Genomic DNA, 15118 nt, shown 5'->3' with positions numbered 1-15118 from the left:
AACAAGATGATAAAACTGTAACAGTTTTAAAAGGGCATACAGACTCCGTTAATCGAGTAGAGATTAGCAATGATAACAAGTTTATTGTTTCTGCCAGTGAAGATGGAACAGTGAGAGTATGGGACTACAATCCTAGTCAAATCGTAAAACATCCACAACTAGACAAACTCTACAACTCTAGCTGTGAATTTCTTCGCAATTATCTAAAGTATAGTAAAAGTCCAGATGATGAGGTGAAAAAATTGTGCTTATAGAGCAAGTCATAACAAATCTGTTTGAAATACCCCTTTTACATCTGTATAACTATGACTTGAAGTGAAGTTGTTGAACTCTAGCTTGTAGGACATGGCTTTTTCCCCGGCGGGCAACAAACACCTATATTGTTCTCCTCGTCAAGAGATAGTCCCAACCTCTCTGTATTAGTCCACTCAAACTTGATGATTGACCAAAAATCACCAGCCAAGTGGCGGTAAATATAGGCATATGGCAACCATCCATAGCCATCTTCACCCCACTGCTTACCCCAAGAATTCCGAGTCCTAAACGCTCCTTCCGCTCCAATTTTTTCCTTATTATCATTGAGGAAAGTTCTGTCGTAAGACTCTCTTTCTTTATATCGACTCTTATCTTGCTCCCCAAGTGGATTCTTATTGAAAATCACCTTGTCGTCATGGTAACCCATTATAATAACTGCATGATCGCTTTGAGAAGATTCCCCAAATGTGGGAACTGGAATTTCCCCTGTTTCTTTTGATTGCTCAATCGAATCGTAAACTGAAAATCGACATATAACAGGAAAGCCAGCATACACAAAGAGTTTTATTTGTGCTATTAAGGCTTCTTTATCCATATCTGGTCGATCAAGACGAAGGTAGCTAGCTGCTCGATAGTCCCTAGCATAAGCATAACAAAAGGCATCTGGCTCCTTTTCTAAATATTTAAGGTCATAGGGCCAGAATTCCTCTGGAAGCGCACCAAACCTTGTCAATGCCTTCACTATGGCTCTGATAGATGGAGCAGAAGTTGGTGGTATATGCAATAATTTGCACGCAACCTGATGCAAGAATAGGCGAGAAGCATTGATATGTCTTCCCTCTACCACACGCTCAAAGTACTCCAGCAGAGCAACACCAGCATTCGCTACGCACAGTTGTCCTGGAGCCTGTTGCTCAACAGGAGGCCAATATACTTTATCTATTTCATTGTGTGTAAAACCTTCTCCTAGCTTTAATAAATACGGTTTGTCTTGCTCAGCCAAGCTTGATAACTTTTCCAAATCGCGGAGATTTAAGGGAAGAAGAACTGATAAAGGTTCGAGTTCTTTATGCTCCAAATTGAAAGTTTTTTTTAGGTTAATTTCGTACTCATAAAATCCACTATGACCTTGATAAGTAACTTCTTTTGCGCTTTTCTTATCATAATTAAAAATGGCATAGATAAAATCTTTACCTGTTTGCTGACTTAATTTCTGGAGTGCATCTCGATATGCATAGTCTCTAATATCAAAATTGCCTGGTAAACATCCAATTTCTATACTCATCACTACATGCCTATAGTAATTTAAAGTACCAGCTTATTCGAAAGTGTGATTAATCTCGTCAGGCAGGAATAACGCAGGTACACTGTTACAATGGTACTATGTTTACTGAAAGTTAGCAATTATCATTAACAAAATAAAGGCAATTTCTTTCTATGCCACGTAATAATTAATGTATATTTACTAACTTGCAGCTACTGCTTATCAATTAACATGAGTTAAAAAAATAACCCAAATTTTGCAATTTGTTTAATCCATTTACTTTAGTAAATACACAAAATTAATCACATACTTGTAACTCAATACTCTCACAATATTTTTCACTATTTAAAGCAAGTTTTCCAACTCTCATATCCTTTAACTTGCAGCCACTATTTTTTTATAAAACGCCATAAATCTCAATAATATTTAACTCAATAAAATAGATTTATAAAAATAAAAACTTTCAGTTTTTTTTGGATAAACCGTGTTTTTTATGGTAGAAAAAAACTGAACAAGTCTAACGAAACAAATTAGCTAGTAATAAAAGCCAAAACATATGCCTAATCAACATACATTTATGGTAATTTAATATACCATAAACAGTAGTGGCCAACAAAATTTATGGTTTTAGAACCTTCTTTTGCCCCAAGCATAGTTTAGTGGCATATTCAAAAATAAGAGCTAAAAGCCTTGTTATATCTATATTTAAGCGATAACCAGAACTAACCAGAAGGTGAAATACCATAGAGCAGAGTAACTTGAAAAGTTGGTAGATATACTTACCATTCAAGACTGAATTGTTATAATTCGTTGCAAAAATACATCGGTAAGCAGAGTGAAATTTGTGATAATCTGGCTGGTAATTACAACGCTCGTTTTTGCTAGCAGCAGTTGTGTTCCTGATGTCCAGGAAAACCAGGTTTTATCAAGGGGAGAAGATTCTCCCCTAAGTGGATCATCCGCCGAATCGATAACTCATCACCAGATCAAGGAAGTAATGCCTCAAAACCTTATCTCAGCAGAAATTGAGCCATTACCTAACCAGGCGAACAAAGCTGCTTTAGCGTTGCAACGTCTTGGTTTTAAAATCTTGCACATCGGATCAACTATTAGCGTTCAAGCGCCTCGTTCCCTTTGGGAATCAACTTTTAATGTCTCATTTCAGCAAGAGAAGAAAACTGTGATCGCGGAGATAGGAAGTGAAGTCACTTATCTGAGAGCAGTAACCGATAACCTTACTATTCCTGAAGGACTAGAAAGTCTAATTTCTGAAGTGATGTTTGTAGAACCGCCTGAATTTTACCAAGTACAACCATAAATAGAGGAAATAAAAATGACATATCTATCTGAGAACAAAGAAGGACAAGTTTATTTCGAAGCAGTCTTGCGTTCCGAAACCGGCGACTCAATTTTCGCGCCAGAAACTTACCTTGAACCGAATAATATTCAACAATTTGCACCTCCTGCAGGACGGGGTATCCAAGCGGCAAACATCCTTCAGTCTTTGGGTTTTCGAATACAACAAATTGGCACATTTTCTATTAGCGCCGAAGGACCGCGAGAATTGTGGGAACGGATTTTTGGCACGAGGGTTGAAGCAAGGAGGCAAACGGTTAGTCCAAGTGTCGGAGAAGTCACCTACTTATCTCACGTTGCTGGTGTTCCTTTCAGTATTCCGTCGGAGTTATCTGCATTGGTAGAACGCGCCTATCCCCAAAGTCCGCCAATTTTGTTTGAATCACCTCTACCGCCACGGGTTACCTACCATCACCTCACTGTCCCTGCAGATGTAGCTACCGTATGCCGCTCAACTCCCGTTCATAAGGTTGGCGTTACAGGAAAAGGTGTTTTAGTGGCAATGGTAGATACTGGATTCTACAAGCATCCCTTCTATGAATGGCATGGTTACAATTATCAGGCAACTCTTGCCCCAGATTCGACCAACCTAGAACGAGATGAGAGTGGTCATGGAACGGCTGAGGCTGCAAATATCTTTGCCAATGCGCCAGATATTGACTTTATCGGTGTTAAGATGGGCGGAAATCCAACTCTAGCATTTAAAATAGCTTCCGATCTCCATCCGGCAATAATAAGCAACAGTTGGGGTTATCACTTAATTGATGGAAATCATAAGCCATTGACAAGTCTGCCAAACGCTCTCAAACCCCTTGAAGCAGCAGTGATTGAGGCTGTACAGAAACGTGGCATTACCGTTTGCTTTTCTGGAGGTAATGGGCAGATAGCATTTCCTGGTATGATGCCTAATGTGATTTCTGTAGGTGGAGTTTATGCCCATGAAAGCATAGATGGGGACGACTTCAAGTTAGAAGCCTCCAACTACGCCAGCAGTTTTGATAGTCAAATTTATCCAGGACGCCATGTACCAGATATGTGCGGTCTAGTGGGAATGCAACCCAAAGCGATATATATTATGTTACCTGTTGAGCCAGGGGATGAAATCGATAAGGGCTTAGGGGGCAATGGATATCCAGAAAAGGATGAAACAGGTACAAACGATGGTTGGGCAGTGATCAGCGGTACAAGTGCAGCCTGTCCCCAGATTGCCGGAGTCTGTGCTTTACTAAAACAGGTGCAACCAGGTCTTTCCCCGACACTGATTAAGTCTATTCTCAAGGCATCGGCACGAGATGTAAAAACTGGCAAAAGTATTCATGGTCAACCAGCTGGTAACGGACATGACGGAGCAACAGGTACTGGATTGGTGGATGCTTATGCAGCTTACAAACTAGCTCGGTCAGCTGCAATCAATCCGTAATATTAAATGTTTCCGTTACCTCAATGGGATGTTTGCAGCAGATGATTTTAGACACCCTAAAATTTTGACTATCCTATGAAAGGATGTCCCTTGGAGTAATTCTTTAAACACATCCTAGCCTATCCCTTTTATGCGGTGCTTGTGCTCCGCAATACCTACCATACTTTCTTGCTTAGCAAGTGTTAATGCTTCTGGCGCACTTTATTCTATGAAGCAAGCGGGGTGCGTTAATACATAATTCTAGTACAGTTAAGTGCTAGCTGAAAACTTATAGTTTCTAAGAAAATTGTGTTGACGACGACGTTTAGGATTTAGAGTTGCTCCATTCACCACTTGTCCGATTACGTTTTGATCCGAATGTTCTAAGAATTCTTTTGCAAAATATGCGTTAGCAAGATCCACAACACCGGGACGAACTACAAATAATATCCCATCAGCTAAATTTCCTAAAATTCCTGCATCCGCAGCAATACTCAAAGAAGGTGCATCTATAATTACAAAATCATAATTAGCTGCAAAATCTTTGACTAAATTACCCATCTGCTTAGAATCAAGAATCAATCCGGGAGAAGGTGGTGAAAAATCATTATCAAAAATATGTAGGTTGTCTATATATTCTTTCCCTGCTGTTAGAACATCTAAATTAGGTTTAACTTGTTTTGCTGCTGTCTTTAAATCAAATTGTCCCAAAACTACATTACTTAAACCTTGATTATCCGGTATTTTCCAAGCCTGATGTTGAACCGGATGATGAAGATCCCCATCTACAAGTAATACTTTACTTTCCATTTGTGCCATTACCATAGCTAAATTAGCAGCTACCGTAGATTTACCTTCGTTCGGAACTGAGCTAGTAACAACAATAATATTTAATTCTTTAACACTACTAATAAATTTCAAGTTAGCCCGCAACATCCGATAATATTCGCTTACAGGGGAATTCGGATGATTATTCATAATTAGATGAATGTTACCTGGTTCTACTTCTCCAATATCAGGAAAAAGTTCGCTAGACTTACCAAATTCTGGAATTATTCCCAATAAGGTTAATCCTGTTAAGTTTTTGGCTTGCTCAACAGTACGGATCGATTTATCTCTGACTTCTAAAATACATACAGTAGTAATAAAAAATAGGGTACCTAGTAGTCCAGAACCAACATAACTCAGAACTCGGGAGGAAATGGGACGCTCGGGAAATTCTGCTCGAGCAACAATTTGAGCATTTCCTAGATTTTGATTTTCTGATATTTTATTATCTTGAAGTTTTTTTAATAAAACTGAATAATTAGATTGTACATTTTGAAGTTGTCGTTCTAATTGTCGCTGCTGTTGTTCTAATTTTGGCAAATTATTTAATCTTTGCTGATAAGAATTTTCTAAAGTTGACAAAGCTTCAATCTCACTTTTTAAGCCTTGTTTTTGTGCTTCTAAGTCAATTAATTTCAAACTTAGTTGTTGTTTAAAACCTCCAAAGTTTAAACTTCTCCTAACTGCCTTTTTTCTTTCCCCTGCAACTTTTTTAATCCTTGTTCCTAAAGTTTTTTCTAAACTTATTAGTTTATTTTCTAAGTTCAGTAGTTCTGGATGATCTACTTTTAAAATGGTGCTCTTCTCTGCAATTTTACCTTCGACTTGCTGAATATTTTGTAGTATTTGATTAACACTATTAGATTGACTTAATGATGTTAAAACTACTACTTCTTCTGCAGTAATTCCTAAACTATTCTGTATGGTCTGAGACTGAGCTTTTATCCCAGCAAGTTGAGATTTTTGCTCACTTATTTTTCTTTGTAGTTCTCGTAGAGAATCTACTAATTTTACCGTTTCTTCACGTACCGATAAAACTTTATTTTTTTCTTTGAATCTACGTAAAGCTAATTCAGATTTGCTGACTATATTTTCTGCTTGGGGTAGTTGTTTTTTGATTAATTGACGATTTTCTAATACCTTTTCACGATGAAGTGATGAATTATTATTCAGATACAGATTCATTAAAGTATTAACAAAATTAGCAGCAATTTTAGGATTGACATCTTGATATGAAACCAATATCAAGTCAGTCCCTTTAATTCCACTAACAGCTAATCTATTATTGATTATATCCTGCGATCGCAGATATTTACCTGTATTATCTTTTAATTGTAATTTATTAATAGTCTGCTTGACTAAAGGTGTGGAACTAATAATTTCTACTTCAGTTTTCAAAGAAATATTTTTCTCTTCTACACGTGAATCCGAATTACCTAAATCTGTCGCTATATCACTTATATTAGAGGCTTTATTTATTTCTTGTAGGCGCAATTTGCCTTCTGCAACAAATATAGGCTTTCTCATCGAAATAAATATAAATGAGGAAGAAAAAATAATTGCAAATACTATTGATGCAGGTACCCATCTCCTTCTCAAGATATGAATATATTTTTCCAAACTAGAAGAATACTCTTGATATTCCATGTTATTATTTTCAAATTCGTTACTTTTGTAGAATAATTAAGTAATTTTGATGAATCCAAATCAAACTCAAAAATTACAATTTGAGTTGAAAATTATTTTGATTTAAAAATATTTTTCTTTCTCGATGCATTTATTAATTAAGTAAATTTGTAAGTAGGAACAGTTTGAAAACATATCTCCTCGTAAAATGAAGTCAATCTAAATACTTCAAGCTTTCATTTAGTATTACTAAAAAATTGAGTTGATGTTATAAATATTTGTGCAACTTATTTGAATGACCTAGATATACTGATTATTCATCTATCAAATCACACCGATTCGTGTAATATTGAAATATAACAGCAATATCAATATTCTCAACTACAATAAATTGACTTCTACACATGCGCTTAAAACAATGCAAACATCAAGCTATTGTTTTTTGTCGGTGAGTTCTTCAAGCCTCATCTCCAGTAATCTATGAATAACAAGCGAAGACTTGTATCCAAAAATTGCGATAATCGCAACCGATCTAGACTAGTTTTGCACGCTGATAAATTATTGGTTTAACAGTAGTAATAAAATTCCAAATGAGATTTAATATTTTCTCCAGCTTATACAGTAATTAGTTTACAGGATAGATTAGCAGGAGAAACTTCAGGGCTTACTGCAATCGAATACTCTTGATTTATAAGCTGACATATTTCTGTCTCAAAAACATTAATATCATAAACAATTGAAGCAATTCAATTTGTATCAATAGCTTCTTTAAAGAATAAGAACCTAAATTTCCTCCTGTAAATAATTGATAATGGAATTTGTTTCTGTATTTAATGCCATTTTGCTTGACCTGTCATAATCTAGAAAATAAAACTACTTACATTTTTGATTAAAAGTTTTAACAATTTTATTTCAGCAATAATATTAATACATTTTTTATCTTTTTTGCGAACTTAATGTAAATTTCGCTGATTCTTATTAATATCTCTTATAGTAAATTTTTAAGATTATGGTCTTAAAAAATGATTGTTGGTTTAAAATTACACAGAATAAAAAAAGATAAATTACCGAAAATTCTCTTGAACTAATTTTGCCAAATGCATCAGTTTTTAATTTGTTTTAATTTGATTTTTTATATTTTATTGAGTTATGTAGTGACTATTTTTACTTCTCCGTAGCCATGCTAGTATAATATATTTTCAGGTATACTATGTGAATAACTACAAGAATTTAAATTAATTCGTGTAAATGAATCAATTTAAGTTTCACTAAGCCATCAGTTTTTTGTATTCTAAACATTTGAAATTGCTAAATACTTCGACACAGAACGCCTAACAGAAAAGTAATTTGCTCTACGAATCAATAGCTCGGTTCGAATAGGAGTTTCTAAAACCTTTGACATTGCATAAGACAAAGTAAATACATCCTCAACAGGAACTAAAATTCCATATTTACCTGCTGCTAAAATTTCTCTTGGACCATAGGGACAATCAGTTGATATTACAGGACAACCACAAGCCATGGCTTCAATTAATACGTTACCCAGACCTTCCCAACGAGAAGACATCACGAATGCATTAGCGTTTTTCATGTATACGTAAGGGTTTTTCACAAAACCAGATATTGCGACATCTTGAGCTATACCCAATTTCTCTATCAGGTGTTCCAACTCACCCCTTAATTCTCCTTCTCCAATAATCATTAAACGAGCTACTTTATTGCTTCTCAAAATAGAAAAAGCTTTGATTAAGGTTGCAAAATCTTTTTGTTGGGTTAATCTTCCCATAGCTAAAAAAACAGGTGGAGTTCCTTTTTGGAACCAAGGATGATTAAAAGATTCATTTGCTTGAAAGATTAACCGGGAATCCACAACTGGGTTATATATGGTTTTTACTTTTCCTGTTCTCAACCCAAGTCGAGATTCCAGATCTCTCGCTGTAGCGTAGGAAACTCCAACAATTGCATCTGCATATCGATAAAGTAACTTCATTAAAATAGAAAAAAACTTTCTTTGGAGCGACTTAGATTTCTGCGCAAATAAAGTATTATCTTCTACCAGTACTAATCGAGTTTTTTCTTGAGCTAAGAGCTTAGCCAAAACAGCGATCGCATTGGTGTAACTCATATGTGATATTAGAGTATCAGGCTGATGTTCGCGTAAGTATTGTGACAAGGGGAGAATTGCTTTGAAGGCTCCACGACTTTCTAAGCTTATAATACGAACTTGTTTTGGTACTTGATTTACATACCCTCCCTTTTTAGTAGCCACTACTAGATCGAGATAAACATCTTTACCTACCATACCTTTTAGTAAATTGATGACTACTTTTTCTGCATCACTATGTAAATTAGGAATAAAAAATGCAACGTGTTTTTTCATAAATTTTGGATTTTATTAACTTAGTAATAACTGATTTTTATCTTAAAATTTATTAAATTTGCGCTCTATATAAACTTAGTCAGTAAAAATTGAAATAATTCTTATACAGTGTGATTTTATGCATTAATTTATGAGTTAATTAAACTTGAATATAGTTGCGAATATGTAATATATTTAAAAGTTTAAAATAAAATATTGATATATAAATGAGCGATAAATTATTTTTCAATGGTAATCAAATATTATTTTAGTTATTAAAATACCAAAAAACATAAGCATGAAAATATAACTTTTACAAAGTCAATATTGTTTCATCTCAAATTTTTTGTATTTCATGAGTTATAAACCTACAATGTAAGTCTAATCCAATATCTAAACAAGCTAAATATCAGTAATGTATTGACAAAAGTGAATATTTATCTTTTATGCAGCGATTTTCACGTTAATCGTAACATGGCAAATCGACTAACCCTAGAATCAGATAATTTAGGGTAAATAATGTATTTTATAAACCTAGCCTTGAATCAATAAAAATAAACTTACTAACCCGGATTTTTTCTAGTTAATGGGCTTTCAATATTTTGCAGCTTTGTATTTCTCTTCAATTGTTCATAAAGTAATTTAAACAGATAAACACACCAAAAATCTCTGTTTGATTACTTTTTATATATTTCTCAAATTTTTCTAAACTTAACTTTCAGTTATCATTGAAGTTATGATTGAAAATTGTCTACATCTCTAAATTAACTGAAATAATAACTTCTTTGTTTATGAAAATTACATTAATTGTTATACATTTCAAACCCCCGACATATGTGCAACTATTAGCATACATATTGGGATAATCAACTTCAAATTGTTAACCTCCCATCAAAAACTACAAGTTATATTACTAACTAATTCGCCATAGTTTACTTTATCATCACATATACCAATATATGTATAGAAGCGAGCTATTTTTACTAGTGAGCGATTTTAATATAACGTGTTACATTTTCTTTTATCAATATTACCGATCTAAATAATGCCAAATTGGCATTATTTTTATTATCTTTCTCTATAGGTTATTGCAAGTAGTTTAAATATAGTCAGGTATAGTGTGTTAACAGATATCAATTATCTGTTTTATTAGACTAGTAACTATTGTTTTTTTATATTCACTCACATTTTAATGTCTAAATTTAGATTATTTAAGTTCATATCAATGATATTTTTTCCGAATACCAAAATCATATTAGTGAAAATATTATCAAATAATAAAATAAGGGCTTAATCGTATACTGATAAACCCTATATTCTTTGATTTTCCAAACAGAAATTCCTGGTTGACTTGATCAAACTTTAACTTCTACAGACTTGAGGTATTCAGTATTAACTCCTGATTCTCTTGTAAGAGCAATTTTGCCGGTACGAGCAATTTCCCTCAAACCAAACTTCTGTAATACCTGTACGATCGCAACACTTTTTCCAGGATCGCCAACAATCTCTAAAGTCAAGGAATCTTCTGCAACATCTACCACTCTGGCACGAAATATCTGGGTAATTTCTAGAATTTCCGAACGAGTGGTGCTATTGGCATTAACTTTAAGTAACATTAATTCCCGTTCTACACAAGGAGTTTCTGTAATATCTTGTACTTTTAAAACATTAATTAGCTTATACAATTGCTTGGTAAGCTGTTCGATGATACTGTCATCACCATGTACAACCATTGTAATTCGGGAAATTCCCATTTGTTCGGCAGGTCCAACAGCAAGACTTTCAATGTTAAAACCTCGGCGAGCAAATAAACCTGCAATGCGGGATAAAACGCCCGCTTCATCTTGTACTAGTACTGAAATTGTGTGTTTCATGATTTGTCAACTCATAAGGCAAAATCTTGCCAAGAACCCAGATATATTTACACTGTTGCAGTGCGAGCCCTAAAACAGTAAATCTATGTCGATGTAGCGCACCTACGCTGACCGCGAGCATTACAGTTAAGGCTTCTCGGTGAGTTACTTCTGTTACCCGTCGGATATATTCCAAGTTTTAGTTTTAAGTTCTATTAGAATCCAACGGGGACTAGCAAATTGCTCTACTTTTACCCGTAACTTTTATTGCCCAGGATGAATATGCAGGCTTATTTGCAATAGTCACAATGCTACTGAACAGAGGCTTATCAGTCACCATGTAGGTGAGGTAACTCAGTTATAAATATACATTTCGATTAACAATTTGTCACCGATCCAATTAGCTACTTGTTATTTTTTTACTGCCAGAAGAATATGTGCTTGACAGTAAAAACTTATGCCAGTAAACCTTAATCATTATCTTTTTGAACCTATCCCACTATTCTAAAAATGCTTATTTGTTTGAGTAAAATTTGCCTGAAAAGCTTGATTTTTCGTTTTTAGTTCTTAAAATACTTCAGTTTTTTAGCAAAAATCATATTAGTGGGATAGGTTCATTATCTTTTTATTTCTCTTAACTGACTTTGTTGCACTTGCTTTAATAGCTTTTCCCAACTATCAACAGCGGGAAGACACTTAAAGCCTTGACAAACTAAACCAATACTATTTTCTGGTAATTCGGGCTGATTAGCAAAAACAACAGTAGGAAAATAACTTACTAATAAGGAATTTATATGTCTTTCAGTGGTGCGAACTAAAGTTGAGTGGTGGTACCAATCCAAAGCATTTAATAAACTCGGACAGGCTTGGGGAGCACGACTCATAACGCTTCGAAATGCTTTTAATCCTTGTTCGGCAAAATTAAGGTATTGCAGATTATCAGTCAGTAAAGCAAGACGAACCAAGTTTGCGATCGCAATTCCATTTGCTGATGGTGTTGCATTATCTGCATAACTCCGCTCTCGAACTATTAATTCTCCCCCAGTATTGCTAGTACTGTTGTAGTACCCACCAAGTTCCATATTCCATAAAAACTCATCAAATTCTTCTTGAAGAGGAATCGCAGCTTCCAACCAATACTGGCGATCTGAACAACAACTTTGCAAATCTAAGAGAGCTTTAATTAAGAAAGCATAATCTTCTGACTGAGCAAAAATATCTGGTTTACCTGCATAATTTATCCTGTGTAAACGCCCATCCACAAATTGATTTTCTAAGATAAAATTTGCAGCCTTTGTTGCCAGTTGCAAATAAGATGGAACTTTAAAGACAGCATATGCCCGAGCTAAACCAGAAATCATTAAGCTATTCCAGGCAACAATCATTTTAGTATCGGTTACTGCTGGAATTCGTCCCTTCCAATTGGAAGATTTTGCTTCTTGATTATCCCTTGCAGGAGGAAAATTATTTAGTAGAGTGGGAGTTTCGCCGTACCTAGCAATAAATAATTTTGTCAATGCTGCTTCTGCTAAAGCAGAAATTTTTCCCGGATTTCGCCTTTGTAGAACATTTTGACTGATAGTTTCCGTAGAACCTGGCTCAGCAAAATTTCCCTCTTGGGTGACTGTGAACTCCTGTTGTAATTCTGTTAGTTCTTCTGGAGTCAAAATTTTTTGAAGTTCTTGATAGCTCCAAACATAAAAAGCTCCTTCTTCAGGTTCTAATGCTTTGGAGTTAGTAAAACTATCTGCATCTTGCGCCGCATAAAAATATCCTTCTGGTGCAGTCATTTCTCGCTGCAACCATTTTACAGTTAGATCGATTGCTCTTTTAAAAGCAGGTTCTTTGATACCAGCACTCCATAAATTTGCTAAATACTCGACAATTTGACCATTGTCATAAAGCATCTTCTCAAAATGGGGCACCGTCCAAGTTGGGTCAACTGTGTAACGATGAAATCCACCACCAACATGATCGAAAATTCCACCATTAGCTAAATCTAATCCTCGGCGGCGACAAACTTGCTTCCCATCATATTCAGATTCAAAGTTAAATCTGTTTGCTCCTAGTGCAAATTGGGTGTAGGGAATCATGGGAAAACTGTTACCGTGATCGTGGGGAGTGACAATGCCGATGCAGGTTCTCCAACCTCGCTCCAACAATTCTTTATCTTCAGATTCGGTTTGATTCTCAAATTGTAGAGCAGTAGATGTTCGCAGCGAATCCAAAATCGCAGAAGAGCGTTCTCTCAAATCTTCCTTTTCTGAATCATAATAACCGCGAAGCGCTTGTAAAACTTGCAAAAAACCCGGGCGACCATAACGAGGTTCTACAGGAAAATAGGTACCGGCATAAAAGGGCACTAAATTTTCTGGTGACAGAAAAACATTTAAAGGCCATCCCCCCTGACCGCTAATCATTTGCAAAACCTGCATATAAATGCTGTCAATATCGGGTCTTTCTTCTCGGTCTACTTTAATGGGAAGAAAATTAGCATTCATATATTTGGCTATTGCTAAGTCAGAAAATGCTTCACCTTCCATGACAGTACACCAGTGACAGCTAGAGTAACCAATGGAAAGAAAAACTGGTTTGTCCTCAGCTTTTGCTGTAGCGAGTGCTTCGTCACACCAGTACCACCAATCTATTGGATTTTCAGCGTGTTTACGAAGGTAAAGACTTTGAGAAAGAGCAAGGCGATTGGTCATGACTGCGACAAGAATAATTGCCTACTTTGCCCAGTCTAACCTGATATTTACACTTCACAATCAAACCACTTCAGATTTATCTCAGGCTTACTACTTTGCAGCAAAAACAGTTCGGTTATCACAACTTAGAAACCATAACTTAGTAAAAAAACTTATCAAAAATAACTTAGTAATTGAAAATTAGCGACGAGAACGTACAAATCTAGCGATCGATTCGGGAAATGGCTGCCAAGGTTGCCTTGTCCTGACGTTAGTTGAATTTCTACCACTTAATCCTAGGGTTAAATTAAGCAAGAAAGTAATGATAATGGCTTGTACAAATTTTTCTAACATATTTTTACCTTTATATATCTTGAGATAGATGACATATCCTCCTTTTATTTATTTCCTGGCTTGGAAAGATTATATCCGGATTCTCGTCAGTGAAAATGCTTAAAAGCTACATTCCATAGTTATTTCATTAATTGTTCGTTACTAATTACCATATGGCTAACGCCAAGCTAGACCGGCGTAAGCGCTGCAGATGCAACCAATTACCATTTGCTGTTAGGCGCGGGCGTATACCAATTACCATATGCCGCTAAGAACGCGCGCAAAGCGCGAAGCGGCGGCACGCAAGTGCTATTACCAATTACCAATTCCAAAATAAACGGCTTTCCCTACCTACGATCTGCCAGCGAATCGATAGAATGTTTTTAAAATAACTACAAGAAAGCTGCATGATTCCTATCGTTATTGAACAATCGGGTCGTGGCGAACGTGCCTTCGATATCTATTCCTGCTTATTACAGCAGCGCATTATCTTTTTGGGACAACCGATTGATAACAACGTGGCTAACTTGATTGTTGCTCAACTGCTGTTTTTAGACGCTGAAGAACCAGACAAAGACATTTATATGTATATAAATTCTCCAGGTGGTTCAGTGACAGCTGGTTTGGGTATCTTCGACACCATGAAGTACATTCGTTCTGACATTTGTACTGTTTGTACCGGACTCGCAGCAAGTATGGGAGCTTTTCTCCTCAGTGCTGGAACCAAAGGTAAGCGTATGAGTTTACCTCACTCTCGAATTATGATTCACCAACCCTTAGGTGGTGCTCAAGGACAAGCAACTGATATTGAAATTCAAGCTCGTGAAATTCTTTATCTCAAGCAACGGTTAAATGGATATTTAGCCGAGCATACAGGTAAATCTCTGGAGCAAATTACCGAAGATACTGAAAGGGACTTTTTTATGTCCCCAGAAGAATCTAAGGAGTATGGCATTATCGACCAAGTAATTGACAAAACTTCTGCTGGTAGCCGTCCCATCGCAGTCGTATAAAGCGTCTGGGGAAACGATTGCTAATAGCTAATAGTTAAAGTTACTGTCATTTTAACTTGTATATTGGGGGCGAACTGGTAGAGGTTCGCCCCAAATTTTTATTTAGAACATACTTAGAGCAACATTTTTGCATAAGATTTGCGAT

General features: G+C 35.7%; 11 protein-coding genes. 5 read left to right on the top strand and 6 right to left on the bottom strand.

Annotated features, from left to right (window positions below; translation table 11 throughout):
- Positions 1 to 254, top strand: a 254-nt coding sequence (locus QNJ50_RS07470) for a hypothetical protein (RefSeq protein WP_300633707.1), incomplete at its 5' end; no start/stop codon positions are given.
- A 77-nt stretch (positions 255 to 331) separates the two neighbouring features.
- Here the strand turns inward: QNJ50_RS07470 and QNJ50_RS07465 are convergent.
- On the bottom strand, positions 332 to 1540 hold the full coding sequence (locus tag QNJ50_RS07465) for a C1 family peptidase (RefSeq protein ID WP_300633705.1): 1209 nt from the start codon (positions 1538 to 1540) through the stop codon (positions 332 to 334).
- Between the two features lie 823 nt (positions 1541 to 2363).
- On the opposite strand from QNJ50_RS07465, the gene QNJ50_RS07460 reads away from it, so the two are divergent.
- Positions 2364 to 2837 carry a hypothetical protein gene (locus QNJ50_RS07460; RefSeq protein ID WP_300633703.1) on the top strand — a complete coding sequence of 158 codons (474 nt, stop codon included), beginning with the start codon at positions 2364 to 2366 and terminating at the stop codon, positions 2835 to 2837.
- A gap of 15 nt (positions 2838 to 2852) precedes the next feature.
- Positions 2853 to 4295, top strand: a complete 1443-nt coding sequence (locus QNJ50_RS07455) for a S8 family serine peptidase (protein WP_300633701.1) — start codon at positions 2853 to 2855, stop codon at positions 4293 to 4295.
- A 249-nt stretch (positions 4296 to 4544) separates the two neighbouring features.
- Here QNJ50_RS07455 and QNJ50_RS07450 read toward each other — a convergent pair whose 3' ends face one another.
- The 4 genes from QNJ50_RS07450 to QNJ50_RS07435 form a co-directional block, all read right to left on the bottom strand.
- On the bottom strand, positions 4545 to 6629 hold the full coding sequence (locus QNJ50_RS07450; RefSeq protein ID WP_300633699.1) for a polysaccharide biosynthesis tyrosine autokinase: 2085 nt from the start codon (positions 6627 to 6629) through the stop codon (positions 4545 to 4547).
- Positions 6630 to 8019: 1390 nt separating this feature from the next.
- Positions 8020 to 9108, bottom strand: coding sequence for a glycosyltransferase (locus tag QNJ50_RS07445; RefSeq protein WP_300633697.1), 1089 nt, complete (start codon positions 9106 to 9108; stop codon positions 8020 to 8022).
- Between the two features lie 1334 nt (positions 9109 to 10442).
- Positions 10443 to 10961, bottom strand: coding sequence for an acetolactate synthase small subunit (ilvN, locus tag QNJ50_RS07440; protein ID WP_300633695.1), 519 nt, complete (start codon positions 10959 to 10961; stop codon positions 10443 to 10445).
- 596 nt (positions 10962 to 11557) lie between these two features.
- Entirely contained in the window at positions 11558 to 13648 is a 2091-nt protein-coding gene (locus tag QNJ50_RS07435) for a thioredoxin domain-containing protein (RefSeq protein ID WP_300633693.1), read from the bottom strand.
- On the opposite strand from QNJ50_RS07435, the gene QNJ50_RS07430 reads away from it, so the two are divergent.
- Entirely contained in the window at positions 13647 to 13832 is a 186-nt protein-coding gene (locus QNJ50_RS07430; RefSeq protein WP_300633691.1) for a hypothetical protein, read from the top strand. The two genes, QNJ50_RS07435 and QNJ50_RS07430, sit on opposite strands and share 2 nt — an antisense overlap.
- Here the strand turns inward: QNJ50_RS07430 and QNJ50_RS07425 are convergent.
- Positions 13829 to 13981, bottom strand: coding sequence for a hypothetical protein (locus tag QNJ50_RS07425; RefSeq protein WP_300633689.1), 153 nt, complete (start codon positions 13979 to 13981; stop codon positions 13829 to 13831). The two genes, QNJ50_RS07430 and QNJ50_RS07425, sit on opposite strands and share 4 nt — an antisense overlap.
- Before the next feature lie 386 nt (positions 13982 to 14367).
- Here QNJ50_RS07425 and clpP point away from each other — a divergent pair, with 386 nt between their 5' ends.
- Positions 14368 to 14973 (top strand): ATP-dependent Clp endopeptidase proteolytic subunit ClpP, encoded by a 606-nt coding sequence (clpP, locus tag QNJ50_RS07420; protein WP_300633687.1) that lies wholly within the window; start codon positions 14368 to 14370, stop codon positions 14971 to 14973.
- Positions 14974 to 15118 lie beyond the last annotated feature (145 nt).

It is taken from the genome of Mastigocoleus sp. MO_188.B34, assembly GCF_030065675.1.
Lineage (GTDB): Bacteria > Cyanobacteriota > Cyanobacteriia > Cyanobacteriales > Nostocaceae > Mastigocoleus.
The sequence above is the reverse complement of the archived record's forward strand: the minus strand, read 5'-3'. Positions and strand labels throughout refer to the sequence as shown.

Excerpts from the sequence above, each read along its gene's own strand:
- QNJ50_RS07445 (WP_300633697.1), bottom strand. The coding sequence starts at position 9,108 with ATGAAAAAACACGTTGCATTTTTTATTCCTAATTTACATAGTGATGCA.
- QNJ50_RS07430 (WP_300633691.1), top strand. The coding sequence starts at position 13,647 with ATGACTGCGACAAGAATAATTGCCTACTTTGCCCAGTCTAACCTGATA.
- QNJ50_RS07425 (WP_300633689.1), bottom strand. The coding sequence starts at position 13,981 with ATGTTAGAAAAATTTGTACAAGCCATTATCATTACTTTCTTGCTTAAT.
- QNJ50_RS07450 (WP_300633699.1), bottom strand. The coding sequence starts at position 6,629 with ATGAGAAAGCCTATATTTGTTGCAGAAGGCAAATTGCGCCTACAAGAA.
- QNJ50_RS07465 (WP_300633705.1), bottom strand. The coding sequence starts at position 1,540 with ATGAGTATAGAAATTGGATGTTTACCAGGCAATTTTGATATTAGAGAC.
- QNJ50_RS07435 (WP_300633693.1), bottom strand. The coding sequence starts at position 13,648 with ATGACCAATCGCCTTGCTCTTTCTCAAAGTCTTTACCTTCGTAAACAC.
- ilvN (WP_300633695.1), bottom strand. The coding sequence starts at position 10,961 with ATGAAACACACAATTTCAGTACTAGTACAAGATGAAGCGGGCGTTTTA.
- QNJ50_RS07455 (WP_300633701.1), top strand. The coding sequence starts at position 2,853 with ATGACATATCTATCTGAGAACAAAGAAGGACAAGTTTATTTCGAAGCA.
- clpP (WP_300633687.1), top strand. The coding sequence starts at position 14,368 with ATGATTCCTATCGTTATTGAACAATCGGGTCGTGGCGAACGTGCCTTC.